The organism is Rhizobium sophorae (assembly GCF_013087515.1).
In the GTDB taxonomy this organism is placed as follows: Bacteria; Pseudomonadota; Alphaproteobacteria; order Rhizobiales; family Rhizobiaceae; genus Rhizobium; species Rhizobium sophorae.
The window spans coordinates 50,359-73,583 of record NZ_JABFCN010000009.1 but is presented as its reverse complement, the minus strand read 5'-3'; the positions used below and the strand labels follow the sequence as shown (position 1 = coordinate 73,583).

Below are 23,225 nucleotides of genomic sequence, written 5' to 3'. Positions count from 1 at the left end.
AAAAGCGCCATAGGGGTTAAGCGTCCTCACCGATAGCTATATGATCGCGAAGCTAATGCCAAGTTACCGTGATGGCATTTTGTGCATTGCGGTATCACCTTTTAGGCACTGCAGCGATGAGCCGCATGCATATCGGAAGCCGATGATTCGACTGGTCTTTTGGCGCTCGCGATTTTCCCTCATATTTCAATCGATTATGCTTGCCGGATCTGATCGAAGGTTGCATTCTGGCCGCCTTCGCAGCCGGGCTTGGGCGGTTCATGCAGGAGTTGACGACAGTCGAATTGCGGCCGGAAGCAGGCGAAGGCCTTGCCGGCTCCGCCAATTTTTCACCACCTGTTGTGGCGACGCGACCGAAAACGACACAGTCGGCGACACCCTTGCGCCACCGGCTGCCGGCCGCAGCCTCGCAATTGCTGCGTGCCGGCATGCGCATGCTGGGCGAGGAGGTAGACCATGGCCGCCTGCTGCTGTTCTCGCCGGTCTTCCTCGGCGCCGGGTCAGCCGGCTGGTTTCTCGCGGCATCGGATTTTCCTCTCGTTGCATCACTGCTCTGCCTGTTGGCGCTGACCGTGGCGGTTCTCGTCGCCGGCCGCAGCCGGGCGGCGGTGCGGGCAACGCTGCTGGCGCTTTCGCTCGTGGCCTGCGGCATGGTCGCCGCGCAGTTCGAGAGCCGGCGGGCTTCCACCGTGATCCTCGATTCCGCCGTGACGACGACGGTGACCGGCCGTGTCGAGCGGCGCGAAGGCGACGGTCGCGGGCGGTGGCGCTACATTCTTGCCGTCACCGGCACTGAGGCGCCACAGGTGAAGCGGCCTCCGGGGCGCATAACCGCGATTGCCCGCGGCGCGGACGCGCCTTTCGAGATCGGTGACATTATCACCGGCAGGGCACGGCTGACGCCGCCGGCGGGCCCAGCGCTTCCCGGGCTCAACGACTTCTCCTTCAGTGCCTATTTCGATGGCATCGGCGCCAACGGTTTCTTCTACGGTGCACCGACGAAGGTCGATGCGCAGGCAGGTTCCCAGGTGGCCAGATCGACGACGGAAGCGCTGCTGGAATGGCTCTACCGGCTGCGCAGCGGTATCGGCGACCGCATAAGGTCGATCCTGCCCGGCGACACCGGCGCTTTTGCCGCTGCTCTGGTGACGGACGAGCGGCGTGCCATCTCGGATGCGACCACGGAGGCGCTGCGCCAGTCCGGTCTGGCACATATCATCGCCATCTCCGGTCTTAACATGGCGCTGTCGGCCGGCATCTTCTTCGTCGGCTTGCGGATGCTGCTCAGCCTGTTTCCCGGTGTCGCCGAAGCCTATCCGACGAAGAAGATCGCCGCCGCCGGCGCGCTCATCACCGTCACCGCCTATTTCCTGATCTCCGGCTTTGCGGTCTCTGCCGAACGCGCCTTCATCATGATGGCCATCATGTTGATTGCCGTCTTCTTCGACAGGCCGTCGATCAGCCTTCGCAATGTCGCTCTCTCCGCGCTCGTCATCATTATCATTTCGCCGTCCGAGGTCTTGGGTCCGAGCTTCCAGATGTCTTTTGCCGCGACATTAGCGCTGGTCTCGGGCTATCAGCTGTGGAAGGATCGGCGGGTCCGCGAAAACGCTTTCCTGAAGCTGCCGATGATCAGGCCCTTCGTTACCGTTGCGGGCTTCTTCGGTGGCGTCTTCCTGACCTCGCTGATCGGCGGTTTTTCCACCGCGCTGTTTTCTATCGAGCATTTTTCATCGCCTGACCGCCTACGGCCTGCCGGCAAATCTCGCGACGATGCCGATCATCTCCTTCATCATCATGCCGGCCGGCTTGCTGGCGATGCTGCTCATGCCTTTCGGCTTGGACGTCTTGCCCTGGAAGGTCGTCGGATTCGGCCTCGATCTGGTGATCGCGGTCGCAAAGACGGTGTCCGGTTGGAATGGCAATATCGACGTCGGCCGCTTGCCCGCTTGGTATTTCGCGCTCACCGTGGCAGGCTTTCTGCTGCTGACGCTGCTCCGCACCCGGTTGCGCCATATCGGCACATCGATCATCGCGGTCGCAACGCTCATCCTGCTGCTTCTGCCGGTTTCCCGGCCGCCGGACCTGGTCATTTCGGAGGATGGTAGTCTCGTCGCAATCGTCGAGGCGGCGGCAATGGCTTCCAACCGTCAAAGACCGCCGGATTTCATCTTCGACCAGTAGCAGAGAGCGCTGGTCCTGCCGAAGCATGATCCGCCGAAGATGCTGGACGGTCCTGCTATCCCGCCGGAGGGAGAAGATCGCGGCGTCAGGCTTTCCCGCGATCAGCAGAACGAAGCAAGGACCGCGATGCGGGCCGCCGCAGAGGGCGGTGACGCAAATCGCTTTTCCTGTGTCAAGAAAGCTTGGTGCACATCAAGGCTTGGCAATGGTCATATCGTGGCCGTCATCGACAATGCCGCCTATCTCGGCCCGGCATGCGATGCCGCCGATATCGTCGTGACGTCGGTCCGCCTGCGCCTCAACAGCTGCCGCTCAGGTGCGACGCTCTTCACCGGTGAGACGCTTCGCAGGACCGGTTCCGTCGAGTTGCGCTTCACGCAGGCCGGCCTGGAGGCCGTAACGGCATTCGATGCATTGTCGCGGCCATGGATGCGCCATCGCGCCTATGACTGGCGCAGCAATAGTTTTGCCGAACCCGGCGTGGCCAATATCAGTGATAGCGGCGAATGAGGCCGACGAGTTTGCCCTGAACCTTGACACGGTCCGGCCCGAAAATCCGGGTCTCGTAAGCCGGATTGGCCGCCTCCAGCGCGATCGAGGCGCCCTTGCGGCGGAAGCGCTTCAGTGTCGCTTCTTCGTCGTCGACGAGAGCAACGACGATATCGCCGGGACTTGCGGTGCTGCTGTTGCGAATGATCACGGTGTCGCCGTCGAAGATGCCGGCGTCGATCATCGAATCGCCCTTGACCTCCAGCGCATAATGTTCACCGGAGCCGAGCATGTCGGCCGGAACGACGATGTCGTGGGTGTTGTTCTGGATCGCCGAGATCGGAACACCGGCAGCGATTCGGCCCATGACCGGCACGGAGACCGAATTGCCATTGTCGGCGACGGGCTTTGCGGGAGCAGGAGCGGCGACCGGCTGTGGCTTGCCGAGGCTGCCCTCGATCACGCTCGGCGAAAAGCCGCGCCGGGGCTGGATGCTGGGGCTGTAGGCCTCCGGAAGCTTGATGACCTCGAGCGCGCGGGCGCGGTTCGGTAGGCGGCGAATGAAGCCTCGTTCCTCGAGCGCTGTAATCAAGCGATGAATCCCGGACTTCGAGGCGAGGTCCAGGGCATCCTTCATCTCGTCGAAAGATGGCGGAACGCCGGATTCCTTCATGCGCTCATGAATAAAAAGGAGAAGCTCCTGTTGTTTGCGCGTGAGCATCGACGTTGTGACCTCGTGATTGAAACAAATCCAGAACAGACACTATATGTTCCATATGTGTTCCGCAAGTAGCTAAATTTCCGTAAAACTTGGCGCCAACTCGTTGAGATTTTTATTTTCATTCGCCGGATTGGGACACAAGGCTTGTATTGAAGGTGGCGCTGCACATCTCTTGACCTTTCCAGGAGGGACATGATGAACGAGCATTCCGCCAAACCGCACCCGCTGGATCATGTCGTGCTGCCGGTCGTCAATATCGATCTGGCGCGCGAAAGGCTCGGTAAGCTCGGCTTCACCGTTGCCGCCGATGCGCGCCACCCCTTCGGAACGGAGAATGCCTGCGTCTTTTTTGCCGATAAGACCTATCTGGAGCCGCTCGGGGTTGCGAGCGTCGAGGAGAGCGAGGCATCGGCGCGGCAAGGCAATGTCTTCACTGCCCGCAACCAGGCCTTCCGCTTCCGCTGCGGCGAGGAGGGGCTTTCGGGACTGGCCTTCGGCAGCAAGGATGGCGGCATCGATCATCAAAACTTCGTCGGCAACGGATCGAGCGTCGGCGAGATGCTGCAGTTCACCCGGCCAATGACGATGCCGGACGGTTCCGAGACGATCGCCGGCTTCAAGCTGGCTTTTGCCGGCGACCTGCGCGCGCCTGATCTCCTGCTTTTCAGCGTCGAGCGCGTCAATCCGCTGCCGGCCGACCGCACCGAGCTTGAAACACATGCCAATGGCGTCACCGGGATAGTCGAGATCGCGCTTTGCACGCCGGAACCGGCCGCCTTCGCTGCCTTCGTCAGCCTTGTCGTGGCGCAATCGGCAGTCGAGAAAACCGGTTTCGGCGTCAATATCGCGGCATCGAATGCCAAAATCAGCCTGATGACGCCAGAAGGGCTGGAGGCCTGTTTCGACATTGGCGGCTCATCCGCCGATCGGGGTTTGCGCGGCCGGGCAATCCTCTTTACTGTCGCCGATCTTGCCGTGACAGAAGCGCATTTGGCTGCTAACGGGGTGACATACACGCGCAAGAACAATCGCATTGTGGTGAAGCCCGCGCCCGGGCAGGGCACGCTCTTCGCCTTCGAGGAAACACGATGAGCACTGATACGAATTCCGAAGTCAGGGTCGGCGAAGGCCAAGGCCAGGTCACCTTTTCCAATGCCGGCCGCCTGTCGCTGATTGCCGGTCCCTGCCAGATGGAGAGCCGCGACCACGCCTTCATGATTGCCGGCACGCTGAAGGAGCTTTGTGGAAAGCTCGGAATCGGCCTCGTCTACAAGAGCTCCTTCGATAAGGCGAACCGGACCTCGCTGTCGGCCGAACGTGGTATCGGGATCGAAAAGGGCATGGAGGTCTTTGCCGACCTCAAGAAGGAATTCGGCTTTCCTGTCTTGACCGACGTCCACACCGCCGAGCAATGCGGGGAGGTGGCGAAGGTCGTCGATGTCCTGCAGATCCCGGCCTTCCTCTGCCGCCAGACCGATCTTCTCATCGCCGCCGCCAGGACCGGCCGCGTCGTCAATGTCAAGAAGGGCCAGTTCCTCGCCCCCTGGGATATGAAGAACGTCCTGAAGAAGCTCAATGCCAGCGGCAATCCGAACGTGCTGCTGTGCGAGCGCGGCGCCTCCTTCGGTTACAATACGCTGGTTTCCGACATGCGCTCACTGCCCATCATGGCGGCGATGGGCGCCCCCGTCATCTTCGATGCGACCCATTCCGTGGCGCAGCCGGGCGGCCAGGGCGAATCCTCCGGCGGTCAACGGGAATTCGTGGAAACGCTGGCGCGCGCAGCGGTGGCTACCGGGATCGCCGGCGTCTTCCTCGAAACCCATCAGGACCCTGACAATGCCCCTTCCGACGGGCCGAACATGGTCTATCTCAAGGACATGCCGCGGCTTCTCGAAAAGCTGCTTGCCTTCGATGCGGTCGCCAAGGCTTGACGTTCAACAGCCTGACATGATCGTGCTATAGGCGAGATCCGAACGCTGGTTCGAAGGCGGGAAATTGCAGCATTGTAATTTGCACGCCTTCGACTAAGACAGGTTTCGAACCGACTTATCACCCACCGAGCAGGAAGAACCCATGACTGCAATCACCGATATCATCGCCCGCGAGATTCTCGATAGCCGTGGCAACCCCACCGTCGAAGTCGATGTCTATCTCGAAGATGGCAGCATGGGCCGCGCGGCCGTTCCCTCGGGTGCCTCGACGGGCGCGCATGAGGCGGTCGAACTGCGCGACGGCGGCAAGCGCTACCTCGGCAAGGGCGTCGAAAAGGCGGTCGAAGCCGCTAACACTGAGATCTTCGACGCGATTGGTGGCATCGACGCCGAAAACCAGATCCAGATCGACAACATCATGATCGAGCTGGACGGCACGCCGAACAAATCACGCCTCGGCGCCAACGCCATTCTCGGCGTGTCACTCGCCGTCGCCAAGGCTGCCGCCCAGGCCTCGGGCCTGCCGCTCTACCGTTATGTCGGCGGCGCTTCCGCCAGCCTGCTGCCGGTGCCGATGATGAACATCATCAATGGCGGCGCCCATGCCGACAACCCGATCGATTTCCAGGAGTTCATGATCCTGCCGGTCGGCGCCGATACGATCGCCGAAGCCGTGCGCATGGGTTCGGAAGTCTTCCATACGCTCCGCAAGGAACTTGCGAGCCAGGGCCACAACACCAATGTCGGCGACGAAGGCGGTTTCGCACCGGGCCTGAAGAGCGCTTCGGAAGCCCTCGACTTCATCATGAAGTCGGTCGAGAAAGCCGGCTACAAGCCGGGCGAGGATATCTACCTCGGCCTCGATTGCGCCTCGACGGAATTCTTCAAGGATGGCAAATACGTTCTCGAAGGGGAAGGCCGCACGCTCGAATCGGGCGCCATGGCCGAATATCTCGCCGAACTCGCTGCCAAGTATCCGATAATCTCGATCGAAGACGGCATGGCTGAAGATGATTGGGACGGCTGGAAGACGCTGACCGACCTGACCGGCAAGAAGACCCAGCTCGTCGGCGACGATCTCTTCGTCACCAACTCCGCCCGTCTTCGCGATGGCATCCGCATGGGCGTTGCCAACTCGATCCTCGTCAAGGTCAACCAGATCGGCTCGCTGACGGAAACCCTCGATGCCGTAAACACCGCGCATAAGGCAGCCTATACCGCCGTCATGTCCCACCGCTCCGGCGAGACGGAAGATTCGACCATTGCCGATCTCGCGGTCGCCACCAACTGCGGCCAGATCAAGACCGGCTCGCTGTCGCGTTCCGACCGTCTTGCCAAGTACAACCAGCTGATCCGCATCGAAGAAGGCCTCGGCCCCCAGGCCCAGTATGCCGGCCGCTCGATCATTCGCGGCTGATCGGATCTGATGTTCAATGGTTTGACCCGCGCCTTCCCGGCGCGGGTTTTTTGTTGCCCTGTTTTTAGAGTCAACGAACGGTTAATCTCTGCGCGTTAGATTGAATGAATTGGTAATGCGTTCAAGAGCATGCGTGTATGTGGACAAAGCATCATAAGAAGAGAAAGATCGGTCGCTTCGTCATTCCGGCCATGACGGTCGCCTTCCTCTCCTATTTCGGTTATCATTGCATCCATGGCGATTACGGCCTGCGCGCGACGGAGATGTTCGAGCGTCAGCGTATCGCCCGTGAAAAAGAGCTTGCGGTCTTGAAGGCGAAGCGCGAACATCTGGAAAATCAGGTCGCGCTCCTGAGTGATGGTTCGCTCGACAAGGATATGCTGGACGAAAAAGCGCGCTATCAGCTCAACATGTCGCGCGCGGACGAGATAGTCGTATTCAACCATTATTCCAATTAACCGGAAACAGGTTAATTAGAATTTTCGTAGTTATTCCAACAATTTAGCGCCGAATACGAGCCATGCAATTATGGCATTGCTGTGGTCATATTTCTTCCCTATGGTACGCGCCACCAAGAAACGACAAACCCATAGGGAGGGTTGAATGGCGCCGCGAAAGACCGCGACCGTTTCCAGCCGCAAAACTGCAGCAAAACCGGCAGCCAAAGCATCGAATGGAGGCCCGGTAGCCGACTTCGATCGCGATGAAGAGCTCAAGGCCTATCGCGAAATGCTGCTGATCCGCCGCTTCGAGGAGAAGGCCGGCCAGCTTTACGGCATGGGCTTCATCGGCGGCTTTTGTCACCTCTACATCGGTCAGGAAGCTGTCGTCGTCGGCATGCAGATGGCGCAGAAGGAAGGCGATCAGGTCATCACCGCCTATCGCGACCACGGCCACATGCTGGCAACCGGCATGGAAGCGCGGGGCGTCATGGCGGAACTGACCGGGCGCCGCAGCGGCTATTCCCACGGCAAGGGCGGCTCGATGCACATGTTCTCGAAAGAGAAGCATTTCTACGGCGGTCACGGCATCGTCGGCGCCCAGGTCTCGCTCGGAACGGGTCTTGCCTTCGCAAACCGCTACCGCGGCAATGACAATGTCTCCATCGCCTATTTCGGCGACGGCGCTGCCAACCAGGGCCAGGTCTACGAGAGCTTCAACATGGCTGCTCTCTGGAAGCTGCCGATCGTCTATATCGTCGAGAACAACCGTTACGCCATGGGCACCTCGACCGCCCGCGCCACGGCTCAGTCGAACTACTCGCTTCGCGGATCCGGCTTCGGCATCCCGGGCATTCAGGTCGACGGCATGGACGTTCGCGCCGTCAAGGCGGCGGCCGATGAGGCGCTCGAACATTGCCGCTCCGGCAAGGGTCCGATCATCCTCGAAATGCTGACCTATCGCTATCGCGGTCACTCGATGTCCGACCCGGCGAAGTATCGCTCCAAGGAGGAAGTGCAGAAGATGCGCTCCGAGCAGGATCCGATCGAACAGGTGAAGGCACGCCTCGTCGAAAAGGGCTGGGCTTCCGAAGACGATCTGAAGGCGATCGACAAGGATGTCCGCGACATCGTCGCCGACAGCGCCGACTTCGCCCAGGCCGATCCGGAGCCGGATGCATCCGAGCTCTATACCGACATTCTGCTCTAATCGGGGAGGGAACCCATGCCTATCGATATCCTCATGCCCGCCCTCTCTCCGACCATGGAAGAAGGCACACTGTCCAAATGGCTGAAGCAGGAAGGTGACAAGGTCACCTCGGGCGATGTGATCGCCGAAATCGAAACCGACAAGGCGACGATGGAAGTCGAAGCCGTCGACGAAGGCGTCATCGGCAAGCTGCTCGTCGATGCCGGCACTGAAGGCGTCAAGGTCAACACCAAGATCGCCGTGCTGCTGCAGGACGGCGAATCGGCCTCGGATCTTTCCGCCGCCAAGCCGGCCGCCGCACCAGCTCCGGAAGTTGCCCAGGAAGAGAAGCCGACCAACACCGGTTCTGCCTCCGCGCCGCTTCCGGCCGAGCCGAAGGCCGTCGTTCCGAACGACCCCGAAATTCCGGCCGGCACCGAAATGGTGTCGACGACCGTGCGCGAAGCGCTTCGCGACGCCATGGCCGAGGAAATGCGCGCCGACGAGAATGTCTTCGTCATGGGCGAGGAAGTCGCCGAATATCAGGGTGCCTACAAGGTCACGCAGGGGCTGCTGCAGGAATTCGGCCCCCGCCGCGTCGTCGATACGCCGATCACCGAGCATGGCTTTGCCGGCGTCGGCGTCGGCGCCGCAATGGCCGGCCTTCGCCCGATCGTCGAGTTCATGACCTTCAACTTCGCCATGCAGGCGATCGACCAGATCATCAACTCCGCCGCCAAGACGCTCTATATGTCCGGCGGCCAGATGGGCGCTCCGATCGTCTTCCGCGGCCCAAATGGTGCGGCTGCCCGCGTCGGCGCTCAGCACAGCCAGGATTATGCAGCCTGGTATAGCGCCATTCCCGGCCTGAAGGTCGTCATGCCTTATACGGCATCCGACGCCAAGGGCCTGCTCAAGGCTGCGATCCGCGATCCGAACCCGGTCATCTTCCTCGAAAACGAAATCCTCTACGGCCAGCACTTCGATGTGCCGAAGCTCGATAATTTCGTTCTGCCGATCGGCAAGGCCCGCATCCATCGTCCGGGCAAGGACGTCACCGTGGTCTCCTTCGGCATCGGCATGAGTTATGCGACCAAGGCTGTCGCCGAACTCGAGAAGATCGGCATCGACGTCGAACTGATCGACCTTCGCACCATCCGCCCGATGGACCTGCCGACCGTGATCGAATCGGTGAAGAAGACCGGCCGCCTGGTCACCGTCGAGGAAGGTTATCCGCAGTCCTCCGTCGGCACTGAAATCGCCACCCGCGTCATGCAGCAGGCCTTCGACTATCTCGATGCGCCGATCCTGACGATCGCAGGCAAGGACGTTCCGATGCCTTACGCTGCCAATCTCGAAAAGCTCGCCCTTCCGAACGTCGGCGAAGTGGTCGATGCGGTGAAGGCTGTTTGCTACAAATAAGGGGAGGGTGTTTCGATGCCGATCAATATCACGATGCCCGCCCTCTCTCCGACCATGGAGGAAGGCAATCTTTCCAAATGGCTGGTCAAGGAAGGCGACACGGTCAAGTCTGGCGATGTGATCGCCGAGATCGAGACCGACAAGGCGACGATGGAAGTCGAAGCCGTCGATGAAGGCACGGTCGCCAAGCTCGTCGTTGCCGCCGGCACCGAAGGCGTCAAGGTCAATGCGCTGATCGCGGTTCTCGCCGCCGATGGCGAGGATGTCGCCGCTGCCGCAAGCGGCGCGGGTTCGGCCGCTCCGGCGCCGAAAGCTGACGGTGCAGCGGCGCCGAAGGCCGAAGCTGCACCGGCTCCGGCCCAGTCTACTCCGGCTGCGGCACCTGTCACCGCCGCTGCACCCGCGTCGGTTTCATCTGATGGCAGCCGCGCCTTCTCTTCGCCGCTTGCCCGCAGGCTGGCCAAGGAAGCCGGTATCGACCTTTCGGCAGTCGCAGGCTCCGGCCCGCACGGCCGCGTCGTCAAGAGCGACATCGAAGCCGCCGTTGCCGGCGGCGGCGCTAAGGCCGCAGCCCCGGCAGCTGCTGCTTCCGCTCCGCAAGCCTCCGCAGCTCCGGCTCCGGCCGCCGCTGCCCCGAAGGGCGCGTCCGAAGAAGCCGTGCTCAAGCTATTCGAACCTGGCTCCTACGAGCTCGTGCCGCATGACGGCATGCGCAAGACGATCGCCAGGCGCCTGGTCGAATCCAAGCAGACGATCCCGCATTTCTACGTCAGCGTCGATTGCGAGCTCGATGCGTTGTTGGCGCTGCGCGCCCAGCTGAACGATGCGGCTCCGCGCAAGGACAACGCTCCGGCCTACAAGCTCTCGGTCAACGACATGGTCATCAAGGCCATGGCGCTGTCGCTGCGCGACGTTCCGGATGCCAATGTCTCCTGGACCGACAGCAACATGGTCAAGCACAAGCACGCCGATGTCGGCGTTGCTGTCTCGATCTCCGGCGGCTTGATCACCCCGATCATCCGCAAGGCCGAGGAAAAGACCCTGTCGACGATCTCCAACGAGATGCGCGATCTCGGCAAACGGGCCAAGGACCGCAAGCTGAAGCCTGAGGAATATCAGGGCGGCACCAGCTCGGTCTCCAACATGGGCATGATGGGCGTGAAGAACTTCGCCGCCGTCGTCAACCCGCCGCATGCGACGATCCTCGCGGTCGGCGCCGGCGAACAGCGGGTCGTTGTCAAGAAGGGCGAAATGGCGATTGCCACCGTGATGTCAGTCACGCTCTCGACCGACCATCGCTGCGTCGACGGCGCGCTCGGCGCCGAGCTGCTCCAGGCCTTCAAGGGCTACATCGAGAACCCGATGGGCATGCTTGTCTGATAGCGGCGCGAGGCGGAAATGACCAAGACCGTTCTTTGCTACGGGGACTCGCTGACCTGGGGTTATGACGCCGAGACGATCGGCCGTCATGATTACAAGAATCGCTGGCCGAGCGTGCTTCAGGCAGCGCTCGGCGGTGACGCGCGTATCATCGCCGAAGGCTTGAACGGTCGCACGACCGCTTTCGACGACCATCTCGCCGATTGCGACCGCAACGGTGCGCGCATCCTGCCGACGATCCTCCAGACGCATGCACCGCTCGACCTCGTCATCCTTCTGCTCGGCACCAATGACATGAAGCCGGTCGTGGCAGGCTCGGCCTTTGCCGCATGCCAGGGCATCAGCCGGCTCGTGCGGCTGATCCGCAATCATGCCTGGCCCTTCGAATTCGATGGGCCGGAGATCCTGATCGTGGCGCCGCCGGCGATCCGCGCGACGGGCAATGTGCCCTTCGCCGCATCGTTTCCCGGCGGCATCGAGGAATCGGCAAAGCTTGCAACGCTTTATCGTGATCTTGCCGACGAACTCGGTTGTGGCTTCTTCGACGGCAATTCGGTCGCCAAGACCACACCGATCGACGGCATTCACCTCGATGCGGAGAATACGCGTGCGCTCGGCCGCGGGCTGGAATCGATCGTGCGGATGATGCTGGGGATCTGATCATGACCGCCTTCATCGCGCTGCGGCAGGCCTCACGGCGGGATGCCTCGGAGCTGGCGATTCTGGCGGATATCGCATCGCGCGGTTTTGCCTCCTGGCTCTGGTTTGCCGATGTGGAGAGCGGCGTGAGCGACACGCCGCTGGAGCGGGGCCGGCTGAAGATGAGCGAGGAGGAGGCTGTCGGCGGCTGGCGGGATGCCGTCATTGCTGAGGCCTATGGCGAAGTGGCAGGTGTGGCGATCGGCCATGCGCTGGAGGAGGGCATAGCCGATATCGAGGCGAGCATCCCGGCGACCGAACCGATGCTCGCCTTGCAGAAGACGGTGGTCGGAAGCTGGTTCATCGGCAGTCTCGGCGTTTATCGCCATCTGCGCGGCATCGGCATTGGACGCAGGCTGCTGGACGATCAGATCGACAGGGCCGATCGACGGCCCGTCAGCCTGATCACCGCAAGCGACAACGAAGCGGCTTTGTCGCTTTATGAAAGAAACGGATTCCTGGAGGCTGCGCGCGCCGATGCCGTGCCGCTCTTCGAAAACAGCAAGAGACATGCGTGGGTGCTCATGACCCGCAGCGCAGCGTAACAAAGGCAGGAAACACATGGCTGAATCCTACGACGTCATCATCATCGGTTCGGGTCCCGGCGGCTATGTCGCCGCCATCCGCGCCAGCCAGCTCGGCCTCAAGACTGCGATCGTCGAGCGCGAGCATATGGGCGGCATCTGCCTGAACTGGGGCTGCATACCCACAAAGGCGCTGCTGCGCTCGGCCGAGGTGCTCGACCACGCCAATCACTTCAAGGATTACGGCCTCGTTCTCGAAGGCACGGTCAAGCCGGATGCCAAGGCCGTCGTCGGCCGCTCGCGCGCCGTCTCCGCCCGCCTGAATGCCGGCGTCGGCTTCCTGATGAAGAAGAACAAGATCGACATCATCTGGGGCGAAGCGAAGATCACCAAGCCCGGTGAGATCGTTGTCGGCAAGCCGTCGAAGCCCGTCGTCGAGCCGCAGCATCCGCTGCCGAAGAACGTCAAGAGCGGCGAGGGCACCTATACCGCTAAACACATCATTATCGCCACCGGCGCCCGCCCGCGCGCGCTGCCCGGCATCGAGCCGGATGGCAAGCTGATCTGGACCTATTTCGAGGCGCTGAAGCCGGATGTTCTGCCGAAGTCGTTGATCGTCATGGGCTCGGGCGCGATCGGCATCGAATTCGCCAGCTTCTATCGCTCGATGGGCGTCGACGTGACGGTCGTCGAAGTCATGCCGACCATCATGCCGGTCGAGGATGCCGAGATCACAGCGATCGCCCGCAAGCAGCTTGAAAAGCGCGGCCTCAAGATCTTCACCAGCGCCAAGGTCTCGAAGGTCGACAAGGCCGCCGACAGCGTCACCGCTCACGTCGAGACGGCCGATGGCAAGGTGCAGCAGATCACCGCCGACCGGTTGATTTCGGCCGTCGGCGTTCAGGGCAATATCGAAAACCTCGGCCTGGAGGCGCTCGGCGTCAAGACCGACCGCGGCTGCGTCGTCATCGACGGTTACGGCAAGACCAATGTCGCCGGCATCTATGCGATCGGCGATGTCGCCGGCCCGCCGATGTTGGCGCACAAGGCAGAGCATGAGGGCGTCGTCTGCGTCGAAAAGATCGCCGGCTTGCCGAATGTCCATCCGACCGACAAGGGCAAGGTCCCGGGCTGCACCTATTGCAATCCACAGGTCGCCTCCGTCGGCATCACCGAAGCCAAAGCCAAGGAACTGGGCCGCGACATCCGCGTCGGCCGCTTCTCCTTCGCGGCGAACGGCAAGGCGATCGCGCTCGGCGAAGACCAGGGCATGGTGAAGGTGATCTTCGACAAGAAGACCGGCGAGCTCCTCGGCGCCCACATGGTCGGCGCCGAAGTCACCGAGCTCATCCAGGGCTTCGTCGTCGCGATGAACCTCGAAACGACCGAGGAAGAGCTGATGCACACGATCTTCCCGCATCCGACCGTGTCCGAAACGATGAAGGAAGCGGTACTCGATGCTTATGGCCGTGTGCTGAACGCTTGAGAATTTCCGAAGCTGCCCTTTATGTCCGGAGTGGAAAGCCACTCCGCCGGGGTGGAAAAAACGAAAGGAAATCATCATGTCTATGGAGACGCAGGCGTTGCTGGTGTTTTTGCTGATCGGCTTGGTTGCAGGCTTCCTTGCAAGCCTGGTCGTCGGTGGCGGCGGGTTGATAAGATGCCTGCTGAGCGGCATCATCGGCGCCTTCGTCGGCGGTTATCTGTTCAGCGCGCTCGGCATTTCGCTGGGCATTGAAAACGCGCTGGTGGTGCAGATCATCCATGCCACGGTCGGCGCCATTATCGTGGTTCTGATCGCAAGAGCGGTCGCTTAACGGTCAAAAGAGGGCAGGGCATGGAAAGCGTCGGCTGGATTTCGGCAATCATCATCGGCGGGCTTGCGGGCTGGCTCGCCGGCAAGCTGATGGAAGCGCGATACGGAATCTTCCTGAACATCGTGCTCGGCATCGTCGGCTCGGTCGTCGCCAGCGCCATCCTCGCGCAATTTCATGTCGCGGTGGTCGGCGGTCGGCTCGGCTATTTCGTGACGGGTTTCCTCGGCGCCTGCTTGTTGATATTCCTTGCGCGGCTGGTGCGGCGCTAGATCCGATCGATTTGCCGCATAGGGGCGGTAGAAAGCTGAAACTGCAATGGTGACCATCCTCGACACGATCAATCCCGACGCCAAGCGCGTGCGGCATCCGGAGAAGGCGCATCGGCCGGACACGGAAGTCATGCGCAAGCCGGACTGGATTCGCGTCAAGGCGCCGACCTCCAAGGGTTATGCCGAAACGCGCGCGATCGTGAAGGAGCACAAGCTCGTCACCGTCTGCGAGGAGGCCGGCTGCCCGAACATCGGCGAGTGCTGGGACAAGAAGCATGCGACCTTCATGATCATGGGCGAGATCTGTACCCGCGCCTGCGCCTTCTGCAATGTCGCCACCGGCAAGCCGAATGCGCTCGATATGGCGGAACCTGAGAATGTCGCCAAGGCCGTGAAGCAGATGGGCCTCAGCCATGTCGTCATCACTTCGGTCGACCGCGACGATCTGGCAGATGGTGGCGCCGAACATTTCGAAAAGGTGATCTGGGCGATCCGCGCGGCCTCGCCGATGACGACCATCGAGATCCTGACCCCGGACTTCCTGAAGAAGCCTGGTGCGCTGGAGCGCGTCGTTGCTGCAAAGCCCGACGTCTTCAACCACAATATGGAGACCGTGCCCGGCAACTATCTGACGGTTCGTCCCGGCGCCCGTTATTTCCACTCTATCCGGTTGCTCCAGCGGGTGAAGGAACTCGATCCGTCCATGTTCACCAAATCGGGCATCATGGTCGGTCTCGGCGAAGAGCGAAACGAAGTCCTGCAGCTGATGGACGATCTGCGCACCGCCGACGTCGATTTCCTGACGATCGGCCAGTACCTGCAGCCGACCCGCAAGCACCACAAGGTCGAAAGCTTCGTCACCCCCGACGAGTTCAAGTCTTACGAGACCGTCGCCTACAGCAAGGGTTTCCTGATGGTCGCCTCCAGCCCGCTGACACGCTCCTCCCACCATGCCGGCGACGACTTCGCGCGGCTGAGAGCAGCGCGCGAAAGGAAGTTGCTGATCGCAGCCGAATAAGATCCATCACTTGCTTTTTGATTGAACCGCGGCGATTTTCGCCGCGTTTTTATTGGGCGGCCGACGATGAACATCACCTCCGGATTGAAATCGACGCTGATAGAAGCCGACCGTATCCTGGTGATCGGCTGCCCCGGCAGCGGCAAGAGCACGCTCGCAAAGCGGCTCTCGCAAGCGCTCGACCTTGACTACATTTCCATGGACCGTGACTTCTACTGGCTACCGGGCTGGAGAAGGAGGCCGCGCGACGAGGTCGACCGCCTGATCGCCAAGGCCGTGGCGGAAGAACGCTGGATCATGGATGGAACCGGCCTCAGCTCCTTCCATCTTCGCCTGCCGCGCGCAGACGCCGTCATTTGGCTTCGGCTGCCTAGATATGCATGCCTGTACGGCGCCATCTCGAGAGCGTTCCGCTACTTTGGGCGCAACCGCCCAGAACTGCCTGCCGGCTGCCCTGAACGCCTCTCGCTGGACGCGCTTGCCTATATCTGGAATTTCGAGCGGGACGCCGTACCCTTGATCGAAGCGGCGCTTCAGGAACACGCGCTTGCAAATTCCACCGTCATCATAAGATCGCGCAAAGCAGCTAACCGGTTCGCCGCTCTTGGCGCTTAAGATCGTGCCGGCGAAACGCATGTCTGGCTCGAGGGAGTTGCATGATGGATCAGAGAGCAGAGCTGCCGCCGCGTCACCAGATCACCGATCTTAAACAGGCTGCGGAGCATATCCGTACAGCCCGCCGCATCCTCGTGATGGGTTGCTCGGGCGGCGGTAAATCGACGCTGTCGCTGAAGATCGCCAGGCGCTTCGGGCTTTCCTACATTTCGCTCGACCGCGATGTTTTCTGGCTTCCCGGCTGGGTGGTGCGCGACAGGGTCGAGCAGAGAAATATCATCGCCAGCCGGATCCTCGAAGAACGTTGGATCATGGACGGCACGAACCCGTCTTCCTTGGACATCCGGCTGCCGCGCACCGATTTCGTCGTCTGGGTGCGCATGCCACGACTTCTCTGCATCTGGGGCGCAATCAGCCGATGGGTGAAATGGATCGGCCGCACCCGACCGGAAATGGCGCCGGGCTGTATCGAGAAGGTCGATTTGGAATTCCTCCGCTTCATCTGGACCTTCGAGGAGAAATTCGCGCCGCGCCTCGTCGCCGGCATCGCCGAGCACGGCCCCGACGTGCCGGTTCTTCAGCTAAAATCCCGCCGCCAGATGCGCGAGCTTCTTGATCTTCTCGGCCGGCCCGATTAATTGCCGCTTATGCCGCAATTCGAAACGCACCGTCCCGTCCCGCACACGCCCGAGCAGATGTTCGATCTCGTCGCCGATGTCGAGCGCTATCCGGAATTTCTGCCGCTCTGCGAAGCGCTCGCCATTAGGAGCCGCAAGGAGCGCGACGGCAAGATCCTTCTCGTCGCCGACATGACGGTCGGCTATAAGGCGATCCGCGAGACCTTCACGACGCAGGTGCTGCTGAACCGCGCCGAGCACGTCATCGAGGTCAAATACATCGATGGCCCGTTCAAATATCTCGATAATCGCTGGCACTTTGCCGAGATCCCGTCCGGCGGCTGCACCGTCGATTTCTTCATAGACTACGAGTTCAAGAGCCGCATTTTAGGCGCGCTGATGGGCTCGATGTTCGACCGCGCCTTCCGCATGTTCACCGAAGCCTTCGAGACCAGGGCAAACAGGATCTACACGCCGGTCTGATGAGCGAACCCGCGTCAGGCAGCAAGGAGCGAGCGCACCATCTCCAGCGCCGTCCTGATCGTCGCCAGCCGGACCTCGCTGCGGCCGATATCGCCATAGAGCATTTTCCGATGGATGAGCGTGCCGCCGCGCGATTTGGCGGCGAGATGCACGAGGCCGACCGGCTTTTCCGCCGATCCGCCGCCGGGCCCGGCAATGCCGGTGACGGCAATGGCGATCTCGGCGCGTGAGCGGAAGAGGGCGCCATGCACCATCTGTCGCGCCGTTTCCTCGGAGACCGCCCCGAAACGCGAAAGCGTTTCCGTCTGCACGCCGAGTATCTCGATCTTCGCGCCATTCGTATAGGTGACGAAGCCGCGGTCGACGACGGCGGAGGAGCCCGAAATCTCCGTCAGCGCCCCGGCGATCAGCCCGCCGGTGCAGGATTCGGCAGTCGAGACCATCAGCCCTGCGGCCGTAAAGTCACGGATGATCGCCTCCGCCGCCAAAAGGATATCGTCGGGAAAAAGGCTCATCATTTCCTCCCGCGATAGACGACGGTGGCGGTCGCGATCGCCGCGATGCCTTCGCGCCGGCCGACGAAACCGATCGTCTCGTTGGTCGTCGCCTTGACCGAGCAACGCTCGATATCGATGCCGAGATAATCCGACAGTTTCGTCCGCATGGCGTCGCGATGCGGGCCGACCTTCGGCGCTTCGGCGATCAGTGAGACGTCGGCATTCATGATCGTGCCGCCATGCTCGCGCACGATCCGGGCGGCATGCTCGATGAAGATCCGCGAGGCTGCCCCCCTCCATTGCGGGTCGGACGGCGGGAAATGATCGCCGATATCGCCGGCGCCGCAGGTGGCGAGCAGCGCGTCCGTCAGCGCATGCAGCGCGACGTCGGCATCCGAGTGACCTTTCAGCTTCTGGTCGTGCGGAATGAACACGCCGCAGAGTGTTACGCCATCGCCCGCTACGAGCTGGTGCACGTCGTAGCCGTTGCCGGTGCGCACGTCTGGAAGCAGCGAAGCCGACAGCTTGTCGTCGGCCATGGCGATATCGTCCTTGACCGTCAGCTTGACGTTGTCGGCCGTGCCCTCGACGATCGTCACCGGAATGCCCAGCCATTCGGCGATCGAGGCGTCGTCGGTGAAATCGCTTCGTCCGCTTGCTGCCGCCTTCTCATGCGCCTCGAGGATCGTTTCGAAGGCGAAGGATTGCGGCGTCTGCGCCGCGTAGAGATGCTCGCGTGAAACCGTCGCCAGCACTGTGCCGGCATTGTCTGCGCGTTTCAGCGTATCGGTGACCGGGATCGCCGGCAGGACGGCCTGCGCGCCGGCGTCAAGGCTCTCTGCGATGCGATCGAGAAGCGCATGGTCGAAGAACGGGCGCACGGCATCATGGATCAGCACATGGCTGATTTGCTTGTCCTTGAGGTATCTGAGGCCTGCAAGCACGGATTGCTGCCTGGTCGCACCCCCATGCACCGTTTCGATCGGCGTTGCCGAGATGATGTGGCGGAAGGCTCTCGCAAACAGCGCCTCGTCATCGGGATGGATGACGACGACGATCTCAGTTGCCGCTTCCCATGTCATGAAGTTTTCAAGCGTATGCACGATAACCGGCTTGCCGCCGATCATGCGATACTGCTTGGGGCCTTCCTTGGATGATCCCGCGCGCTCGCCGCGGCCGGCGGCCACGATGACAATTCCAGCCGATATCGGTTGCTTAGAAGGCATTTGCAGCATAAATCCCCTAAATTATGCGGAATTGACCGGAGTGCTCTAACGTCTTGCTTTGGCCTTTTCCAGCATCTGCCCGAAAAATATCAATTCGGGTCCCAGCCCCCTTGGCAAGCCAGGGAATAGTGGCTAAAAATAATGCAGTTCTATTGTGTGCCCGAAAGATAATCATTTGATTTCCAAGGACCTCGCAGCGCCTTTCCAAATCGGACCCGTGTCCGTGCGGAACCGCGTTGTGCTAGCGCCGATGTCCGGCGTCACGGATATGCCCTTCCGCGAGCTTGCCTGGCGCTTCGGCGCCGGCCTCGTCGTCACCGAGATGGTGGCGAGCCGCGAACTGGTCAATGACACGGCCGAATCGTGGTCGCGGCTGAGTGCTGCGGGCTTCCGGCCGCATATGGTGCAGCTTGCCGGGCGCGAGGCGCACTGGATGGCGGAGGCGGCCAAGATCGCCGCCGATCATGGCGCCGATATCGTCGACATCAACATGGGTTGCCCGGCAAAGAAGGTGATCGGCGGTTATTCCGGCTCGGCGCTGATGCGCCATCCCGATCACGCGCTAGGCCTCATCGAGGCGACGGTCAAGGCGGTCGACATTCCGGTGACGCTGAAGATGCGTCTCGGCTGGGACGAGAATTCGATCAACGCGCCTGATATCGCCCGCCGCGCCGAGGCGGCCGGCATCCAGCTCGTGACCATTCACGGGCGCACCCGCATGCAATTCTACGAGGGCCGCGCCGATTGGGATGCGATCCGCGCCGTCCGCGAAGTGATCTCCATTCCGCTGATCGCCAATGGCGATGTCGAGACCGCGGGCGACGCGCAGGAAATATTGCGCCGCTCCGGCGCCGATGCCGTGATGATCGGCAGGGGCTGCCAGGGCAGGCCATGGCATGCCGGCGTCATATCGGGGGCGCCCGAGCCGCTAGCGCAGGAGATCGCCGATATCGCCGTCGAGCATTACCGGATGATGCTGGATTTCTATGGCGAGGTGGTGGCGATCCGCCATGCCCGCAAGCACCTTGGCTGGTATCTCCAGCGTTTCGCGCCTGATCTGTCAGGCGCTGAAAAGGCGGAGATCATGACCTCGCGCGACCCGCGCGAGGTGGCCGCGCGCCTTTATGATGCGCTGGCTGCGAATATTGTCGACAGCCGGGAGGCGGCATGATGAAGGATATGACATCTCCGTCCGATCACGCCGGCGGGACCGTCGCCATGGCCGTGCTGAACGCCATCCAGAACCCCGTCGTCATGGTCGACGAATCCGGCTTCGTCGTTTTCGCCAATTGGGAGGCGGAAGCCTTCTTCGGCGCCAGCGCCTCGCATCTGGCGCGTTACCGCATTTCGACCTTCATTCCTTTCGGCAGCCCGCTGCTTGCCCTGATCGACCAGGTGCGCGAGCGCAAGGCGCCGGTCAACGAATATCGCGTCGACCTGAGTTCGCCCCGCCTGGGCCAGGACAAACTCGTCGATCTCTACGTCGCCCCGGTGCTCAGCGAGCCCGGCGCCGTCGTCATCGTCTTTCAGGAACGCTCGATGGCCGACAAGATCGACCGGCAGCTGACGCATCGCGCCGCCGCCCGCTCGGTGACCGGCCTTGCCTCGATGCTGGCGCATGAGATCAAGAATCCGCTCTCCGGCATCCGGGGTGCTGCCCAGCTGCTTGAACAGTCTGCGGTCGACGACGATCGGGCGCTGACCCGGCTGATCTGCGACGAGACCGATCGCATCGTCTCGCTGGTCGACCGCATGGAAGTCTTTTCCGACGAACGCCCTGTCGACCGCATGCCGGTCAATATCCATTCCGTGCTCGATCATGTGAAGGCGGTCGCCAAGGCGGGGTTTGCCCGCAACATTCGGGTCACCGAGAGTTACGACCCGTCGCTGCCGGCCGTCTATGCCAATCGCGACCAGCTCGTCCAGGTCTTCCTCAATCTGGTGAAGAACGCCGCCGAAGCGGTCGGCGATCGGCCGGACGGCGAAATCATGCTGACGACGGCCTATCGCCCCGGCATCCGTCTTTCGGTCGCCGGCACGCGCGAAAAGATTTCGCTGCCGCTGGAATTCTGCGTTCACGACAACGGCCCCGGCGTTCCCCTCGATCTGTTGCCGCATCTCTTCGATCCCTTCATCACCACCAAGCCGAACGGCAGCGGCCTCGGCCTGGCGCTGGTCGCCAAGATCATCGGCGATCACGGCGGCATCATCGAATGCGACAGCCAGAACAGCCGCACGACATTCCGCGTTCTCATGCCGGCGTCGAAGGACGCCTCGCTTGAAGACGCCTCTATAGCAAGCTCGACAGGACCTTCTCGATGACAGCCACGATCCTCGTTGCAGATGATGATGCGGCCATCCGGACCGTGCTTAACCAGGCTTTGAGCCGCGCCGGTTATGACGTTCGCATCACCTCCAACGCCGCTACCCTCTGGCGCTGGATTTCGGCAGGCGAGGGCGATCTGGTCGTCACCGATGTCGTGATGCCCGACGAGAACGCCTTCGATCTGCTGCCACGTATCAAGAAGGCGCGGCCCGACCTGCCGGTCCTCGTCATGAGCGCCCAGAACACCTTCATGACTGCCATCAAGGCCTCGGAAAAGGGCGCCTACGACTATCTGCCGAAGCCCTTCGACCTCACCGAACTGATCGGCATAATCGGCCGGGCGCTCGCCGAGCCGAAGCGCAAGCCCGCCAAACTCGAAGACGACATGCAGGACGGCATGCCGCTCGTCGGCCGGTCGGCGGCGATGCAGGAAATCTACCGCGTGCTCGCCCGCCTGATGCAGACGGACCTGACGCTGATGATCACCGGCGAATCCGGCACCGGCAAGGAACTCGTCGCCCGTGCGCTGCACGACTACGGCAAGCGCCGCAACGGCCCGTTCGTCGCGATCAACATGGCGGCGATCCCGCGCGACCTGATCGAATCCGAACTCTTCGGCCATGAGAAGGGCGCCTTCACCGGCGCGCAGACCCGCTCGACCGGCCGCTTCGAGCAGGCCGAAGGCGGTACGCTCTTCCTCGACGAGATCGGCGACATGCCGATGGACGCCCAGACGCGGCTCTTACGCGTCCTGCAGCAGGGCGAATATACCACCGTCGGCGGCCGCACGCCGATCCGCACCGACGTGCGCATCGTTGCCGCCACCAACAAGGACCTGAAGCAGGCGATCAACCAGGGCCTCTTCCGCGAGGATCTCTATTACCGCCTCAATGTCGTGCCACTGCGGCTGCCGCCGCTGCGAGACCGCGCCGAGGACATTCCCGACCTGGTGCGCCATTTCATCCAGCAGGCGGAAAAGGAAGGTCTTGGCTCCAAGCGTTTCGATCAGGAAGCGCTCGAACTGATGAAGGCCTATGCCTGGCCGGGCAACGTCCGCGAGCTGGAAAACCTCATCCGCCGTCTAATGGCGCTCTATCCGCAGGATGTGATCACCCGCGAGATCATCGACGCGGAACTGCGTTCCGACGTGCCCGACAGCCCGATCGACAAGGGGCCGATGCGCAGCGGCTCGATGACGATCGCGCAAGCCGTCGAAGAGAACATGCGCAGCTACTTCGCAGGCTTCGGGGACAATCTGCCGCCGCCCGGCCTCTATGATCGCGTGCTGACCGAAATGGAATATCCGCTGATCCTCGCCGCACTGACGGCGACGCGCGGCAACCAGATCAAGGCGGCCGATCTTCTCGGTCTCAACCGCAACACCTTGCGCAAGAAGATCAGGGAACTTGGCGTCTCGGTCTACAGGAGTTCCCGCACCGCCTGAGCCTGCTCGGGGCGCGATTAAAAGAAGGCGGCGGGCCCTCATGTTGCCCACCGCCCACCCCTCCCGGCGTCCGCCGCCACGGTCGGGAGGAGAGGTGAGCCTATCTGAGCCAGGCCACGGTTTGTATCCAAGCAGACAAACAAAGATGCAGTGTCATTCGACGGTCACATAAGCATTTGTGAGGAGTGTTTTACTGCCAGGCAAATGTCATTGAAGTTGCTGCGATCATCGTCGCCGTGCCTGTGGATAAGCTGTGGATATCCGGTGGACGACATGATCAATCAGCGGTCGATAACGTCGCAGATTCCAATCGCATGTTGCCTATCCGTTCCGAATCTCATCATTGTGCCGTTGCTGCCGTCGACCTCCGCCGCAAACGTCGTCGATCGCAGCCACGGGGCGCTCCGACTGATGTCGTGGAGCGCCCTTTTTCTTTACGGTCGGGGGCTGACGGGAACGGCGACATCGTGTTTTATGCCGGTCAACTTGGCGGGCTGAGCCTCGCATGCCGTTG

At 61.9% G+C, this 23,225-nt stretch carries 22 protein-coding genes and 1 pseudogene; 20 read left to right on the top strand and 3 right to left on the bottom strand.

Annotation, left to right across the window (positions count from 1 at the left end):
* The first annotated feature begins 260 nt into the window (after positions 1–260).
* Positions 261–2,694: pseudogene (locus tag G9X64_RS05000) on the top strand (ComEC/Rec2 family competence protein).
* Here G9X64_RS05000 and lexA read toward each other — a convergent pair.
* A complete protein-coding gene (lexA, locus tag G9X64_RS04995) occupies positions 2,675–3,394 on the bottom strand; it encodes a transcriptional repressor LexA (protein WP_129420792.1) in 720 nt (239 codons plus the stop codon). The pseudogene G9X64_RS05000 and the gene lexA sit on opposite strands and share 20 nt — an antisense overlap.
* Positions 3,395–3,589: 195 nt before the next feature.
* Between lexA and G9X64_RS04990 the strand changes: the two genes are divergently transcribed.
* The 16 genes from G9X64_RS04990 (at position 3,590) to G9X64_RS04915 (ending at position 17,218) form a co-directional block, all read left to right on the top strand.
* The gene (locus G9X64_RS04990) at positions 3,590–4,486 is read left to right on the top strand and encodes a VOC family protein (protein ID WP_168308871.1); all 897 of its coding nucleotides are present in this window, start codon (positions 3,590–3,592) and stop codon (positions 4,484–4,486) included.
* Positions 4,483–5,328, top strand: a complete 846-nt coding sequence (gene kdsA, locus G9X64_RS04985; protein WP_168308811.1) for a 3-deoxy-8-phosphooctulonate synthase — start codon at positions 4,483–4,485, stop codon at positions 5,326–5,328. The genes G9X64_RS04990 and kdsA overlap by 4 nt, the downstream gene beginning before the upstream one ends.
* A 142-nt stretch (positions 5,329–5,470) precedes the next feature.
* Positions 5,471–6,745, top strand: coding sequence for a phosphopyruvate hydratase (gene eno / locus G9X64_RS04980; RefSeq protein ID WP_168308812.1), 1,275 nt, complete (start codon positions 5,471–5,473; stop codon positions 6,743–6,745).
* Between the two features lie 137 nt (positions 6,746–6,882).
* Positions 6,883–7,203: an FtsB family cell division protein gene (locus G9X64_RS04975; RefSeq protein ID WP_168308813.1), complete on the top strand. Its 321-nt coding sequence runs from the start codon at positions 6,883–6,885 to the stop codon at positions 7,201–7,203.
* Between the two features lie 145 nt (positions 7,204–7,348).
* Positions 7,349–8,395: a pyruvate dehydrogenase (acetyl-transferring) E1 component subunit alpha gene (gene pdhA / locus G9X64_RS04970; protein ID WP_129420796.1), complete on the top strand. Its 1,047-nt coding sequence runs from the start codon at positions 7,349–7,351 to the stop codon at positions 8,393–8,395.
* Between the two features lie 15 nt (positions 8,396–8,410).
* Positions 8,411–9,796, top strand: coding sequence for a pyruvate dehydrogenase complex E1 component subunit beta (locus tag G9X64_RS04965; protein ID WP_168308814.1), 1,386 nt, complete (start codon positions 8,411–8,413; stop codon positions 9,794–9,796).
* A 15-nt stretch (positions 9,797–9,811) separates the two neighbouring features.
* Complete coding sequence (locus G9X64_RS04960; RefSeq protein ID WP_171376068.1) at positions 9,812–11,176, top strand: pyruvate dehydrogenase complex dihydrolipoamide acetyltransferase; 1,365 nt, start codon at positions 9,812–9,814, stop codon at positions 11,174–11,176.
* An 18-nt stretch (positions 11,177–11,194) separates the two neighbouring features.
* A complete protein-coding gene (locus tag G9X64_RS04955) occupies positions 11,195–11,836 on the top strand; it encodes an SGNH/GDSL hydrolase family protein (protein WP_003539320.1) in 642 nt (213 codons plus the stop codon).
* Positions 11,837–11,838: 2 nt separating this feature from the next.
* Positions 11,839–12,420: a GNAT family N-acetyltransferase gene (locus G9X64_RS04950; protein ID WP_171376067.1), complete on the top strand. Its 582-nt coding sequence runs from the start codon at positions 11,839–11,841 to the stop codon at positions 12,418–12,420.
* Between the two features lie 16 nt (positions 12,421–12,436).
* Positions 12,437–13,885 (top strand): dihydrolipoyl dehydrogenase, encoded by a 1,449-nt coding sequence (lpdA, locus tag G9X64_RS04945; protein WP_171376066.1) that lies wholly within the window; start codon positions 12,437–12,439, stop codon positions 13,883–13,885.
* Between the two features lie 76 nt (positions 13,886–13,961).
* Positions 13,962–14,216, top strand: a complete 255-nt coding sequence (locus tag G9X64_RS04940; RefSeq protein ID WP_003539329.1) for a GlsB/YeaQ/YmgE family stress response membrane protein — start codon at positions 13,962–13,964, stop codon at positions 14,214–14,216.
* Positions 14,217–14,236: 20 nt separating this feature from the next.
* Positions 14,237–14,485: a GlsB/YeaQ/YmgE family stress response membrane protein gene (locus G9X64_RS04935; protein ID WP_168308819.1), complete on the top strand. Its 249-nt coding sequence runs from the start codon at positions 14,237–14,239 to the stop codon at positions 14,483–14,485.
* A gap of 46 nt (positions 14,486–14,531) precedes the next feature.
* Positions 14,532–15,503, top strand: coding sequence for a lipoyl synthase (lipA, locus tag G9X64_RS04930; protein ID WP_168308820.1), 972 nt, complete (start codon positions 14,532–14,534; stop codon positions 15,501–15,503).
* A 66-nt stretch (positions 15,504–15,569) separates the two neighbouring features.
* On the top strand, positions 15,570–16,118 hold the full coding sequence (locus tag G9X64_RS04925; protein WP_168308821.1) for an AAA family ATPase: 549 nt from the start codon (positions 15,570–15,572) through the stop codon (positions 16,116–16,118).
* Between the two features lie 41 nt (positions 16,119–16,159).
* Positions 16,160–16,756 carry a P-loop NTPase family protein gene (locus G9X64_RS04920; RefSeq protein WP_171376065.1) on the top strand — a complete coding sequence of 199 codons (597 nt, stop codon included), beginning with the start codon at positions 16,160–16,162 and terminating at the stop codon, positions 16,754–16,756.
* A gap of 9 nt (positions 16,757–16,765) precedes the next feature.
* Positions 16,766–17,218, top strand: a complete 453-nt coding sequence (locus tag G9X64_RS04915) for a type II toxin-antitoxin system RatA family toxin (protein WP_129420805.1) — start codon at positions 16,766–16,768, stop codon at positions 17,216–17,218.
* Positions 17,219–17,232: 14 nt separating this feature from the next.
* Here the strand turns inward: G9X64_RS04915 and G9X64_RS04910 are convergent, their stop codons facing one another.
* The gene (locus G9X64_RS04910; RefSeq protein ID WP_171376064.1) at positions 17,233–17,736 is read right to left on the bottom strand and encodes a CinA family protein; all 504 of its coding nucleotides are present in this window, start codon (positions 17,734–17,736) and stop codon (positions 17,233–17,235) included.
* On the bottom strand, positions 17,733–18,950 hold the full coding sequence (locus tag G9X64_RS04905; protein ID WP_171376063.1) for a bifunctional 2-C-methyl-D-erythritol 4-phosphate cytidylyltransferase/2-C-methyl-D-erythritol 2,4-cyclodiphosphate synthase: 1,218 nt from the start codon (positions 18,948–18,950) through the stop codon (positions 17,733–17,735). The genes G9X64_RS04910 and G9X64_RS04905 overlap by 4 nt, the downstream gene beginning before the upstream one ends.
* Positions 18,951–19,095: 145 nt before the next feature.
* On the opposite strand from G9X64_RS04905, the gene dusB reads away from it, so the two are divergent.
* Genes dusB through ntrC form a run of 3 tightly spaced genes read left to right on the top strand, consistent with a single transcriptional unit; the run spans position 19,096 to position 22,711 of the window.
* A complete protein-coding gene (gene dusB / locus G9X64_RS04900) occupies positions 19,096–20,112 on the top strand; it encodes a tRNA dihydrouridine synthase DusB (protein ID WP_171376062.1) in 1,017 nt (338 codons plus the stop codon).
* Positions 20,109–21,263 (top strand): two-component system sensor histidine kinase NtrB, encoded by a 1,155-nt coding sequence (locus G9X64_RS04895; protein WP_020049802.1) that lies wholly within the window; start codon positions 20,109–20,111, stop codon positions 21,261–21,263. Before dusB ends, G9X64_RS04895 begins: the two co-directional genes overlap by 4 nt.
* Positions 21,260–22,711: a nitrogen regulation protein NR(I) gene (gene ntrC / locus G9X64_RS04890; protein ID WP_003539347.1), complete on the top strand. Its 1,452-nt coding sequence runs from the start codon at positions 21,260–21,262 to the stop codon at positions 22,709–22,711. Before G9X64_RS04895 ends, ntrC begins: the two co-directional genes overlap by 4 nt.
* Positions 22,712–23,225: the final 514 nt, after the last annotated feature.

Excerpts from the sequence above, each read along its gene's own strand:
- lexA (WP_129420792.1), bottom strand. The coding sequence starts at position 3,394 with ATGCTCACGCGCAAACAACAGGAGCTTCTCCTTTTTATTCATGAGCGC.
- G9X64_RS04990 (WP_168308871.1), top strand. The coding sequence starts at position 3,590 with ATGAACGAGCATTCCGCCAAACCGCACCCGCTGGATCATGTCGTGCTG.
- kdsA (WP_168308811.1), top strand. The coding sequence starts at position 4,483 with ATGAGCACTGATACGAATTCCGAAGTCAGGGTCGGCGAAGGCCAAGGC.
- eno (WP_168308812.1), top strand. The coding sequence starts at position 5,471 with ATGACTGCAATCACCGATATCATCGCCCGCGAGATTCTCGATAGCCGT.
- G9X64_RS04975 (WP_168308813.1), top strand. The coding sequence starts at position 6,883 with ATGTGGACAAAGCATCATAAGAAGAGAAAGATCGGTCGCTTCGTCATT.
- pdhA (WP_129420796.1), top strand. The coding sequence starts at position 7,349 with ATGGCGCCGCGAAAGACCGCGACCGTTTCCAGCCGCAAAACTGCAGCA.
- G9X64_RS04965 (WP_168308814.1), top strand. The coding sequence starts at position 8,411 with ATGCCTATCGATATCCTCATGCCCGCCCTCTCTCCGACCATGGAAGAA.
- G9X64_RS04960 (WP_171376068.1), top strand. The coding sequence starts at position 9,812 with ATGCCGATCAATATCACGATGCCCGCCCTCTCTCCGACCATGGAGGAA.
- G9X64_RS04955 (WP_003539320.1), top strand. The coding sequence starts at position 11,195 with ATGACCAAGACCGTTCTTTGCTACGGGGACTCGCTGACCTGGGGTTAT.
- G9X64_RS04950 (WP_171376067.1), top strand. The coding sequence starts at position 11,839 with ATGACCGCCTTCATCGCGCTGCGGCAGGCCTCACGGCGGGATGCCTCG.
- lpdA (WP_171376066.1), top strand. The coding sequence starts at position 12,437 with ATGGCTGAATCCTACGACGTCATCATCATCGGTTCGGGTCCCGGCGGC.
- G9X64_RS04940 (WP_003539329.1), top strand. The coding sequence starts at position 13,962 with ATGTCTATGGAGACGCAGGCGTTGCTGGTGTTTTTGCTGATCGGCTTG.
- G9X64_RS04935 (WP_168308819.1), top strand. The coding sequence starts at position 14,237 with ATGGAAAGCGTCGGCTGGATTTCGGCAATCATCATCGGCGGGCTTGCG.
- lipA (WP_168308820.1), top strand. The coding sequence starts at position 14,532 with ATGGTGACCATCCTCGACACGATCAATCCCGACGCCAAGCGCGTGCGG.
- G9X64_RS04925 (WP_168308821.1), top strand. The coding sequence starts at position 15,570 with ATGAACATCACCTCCGGATTGAAATCGACGCTGATAGAAGCCGACCGT.
- G9X64_RS04920 (WP_171376065.1), top strand. The coding sequence starts at position 16,160 with ATGATGGATCAGAGAGCAGAGCTGCCGCCGCGTCACCAGATCACCGAT.
- G9X64_RS04915 (WP_129420805.1), top strand. The coding sequence starts at position 16,766 with ATGCCGCAATTCGAAACGCACCGTCCCGTCCCGCACACGCCCGAGCAG.
- G9X64_RS04910 (WP_171376064.1), bottom strand. The coding sequence starts at position 17,736 with ATGATGAGCCTTTTTCCCGACGATATCCTTTTGGCGGCGGAGGCGATC.
- G9X64_RS04905 (WP_171376063.1), bottom strand. The coding sequence starts at position 18,950 with ATGCTGCAAATGCCTTCTAAGCAACCGATATCGGCTGGAATTGTCATC.
- G9X64_RS04895 (WP_020049802.1), top strand. The coding sequence starts at position 20,109 with ATGATGAAGGATATGACATCTCCGTCCGATCACGCCGGCGGGACCGTC.
- ntrC (WP_003539347.1), top strand. The coding sequence starts at position 21,260 with ATGACAGCCACGATCCTCGTTGCAGATGATGATGCGGCCATCCGGACC.